The 885-nt window shown below is 42.6% G+C and carries 2 protein-coding genes; both read left to right on the forward strand.

The annotated features are described in order from the left end of the window. Positions 1 to 495 (forward strand): ABC transporter permease (locus ASC50_RS01695; protein WP_158648271.1); only part of this gene is annotated, 495 nt, incomplete at its 5' end. Continuing rightward, positions 492 to 885, forward strand: a 394-nt coding sequence (locus ASC50_RS01700; protein WP_262482185.1) for a S41 family peptidase, incomplete at its 3' end; no start/stop codon positions are given. The genes ASC50_RS01695 and ASC50_RS01700, both read left to right, overlap by 4 nt.

The following is an 885-nucleotide window of genomic DNA, read 5'->3' on the forward strand; positions in this document are numbered from 1 at the left end:
AAGGAAATCTATTGGATATATTATGTAGAGATACACTCTGCTGTAACGTTTACCCCACTGAAAGAAATTTATTTTTCAGACATAAGAGGGAGTCAGTTACAGCATGGCGACTGGAAATTTGTGATGATACTGATGTCGGTCGGACTGTTGATACTGATGTTTGCTGTTATCAATTACATCAACCTGACAGTGGCGCAAGCCGGATTCAGAGCCAAAGAAATGGCTGCTCGCCGGTTGTTAGGCTCTTCACAACGGGAAGTGTTTGCCCGTCTGATATTGGAATCAACGCTTTTATGTTTGATTGCTTTTCTGCTGGCGTTGTTGCTGGTGGTGCCTTGTGTGCCTTATGCGAATACACTTCTTGAAACAAAATTATATATTGCCGATGCAATCACTCCTTCCGGAATTATGATTTCGCTGGGAAGTATCGTTGTTTTAGGCGTGATTTCGGGCTGGTTGCCGGCGATGATTATTTCCAACGTCCAACCGATATGAAAGGGACTGTTTTGGAACGTTTCGCCATTAATAAACTGACAGGGCTTAATCGCATCTATGTCCTCACTTCCAATAGAACGGCATCGGCAAGCGAATTGGTAATCAACGGATTACAACCCTATATGAATGTCGTTCTCATTGGAACGACTACCGTCGGCAAAAATGTAGGCTCAGTCACGCTTTATGAGAAAGACCCCCAAAAGCAAAAAAACAATACGTGGGGTATGCAGCCCATAGTTGTTAAACTTATGAATGCAGACAACTCATCTGACTATGGCAATGGTTTTTTACCTGACGTAAAAGTAGCTGAATATCAAGAACTTCCACTGTTTCTACCTTTAGGCGATACTGAAGAAGTAATGTTACGAATGGCTCTCAATCACATCGGAG

The organism is Candidatus Symbiothrix dinenymphae, assembly GCF_001431085.1.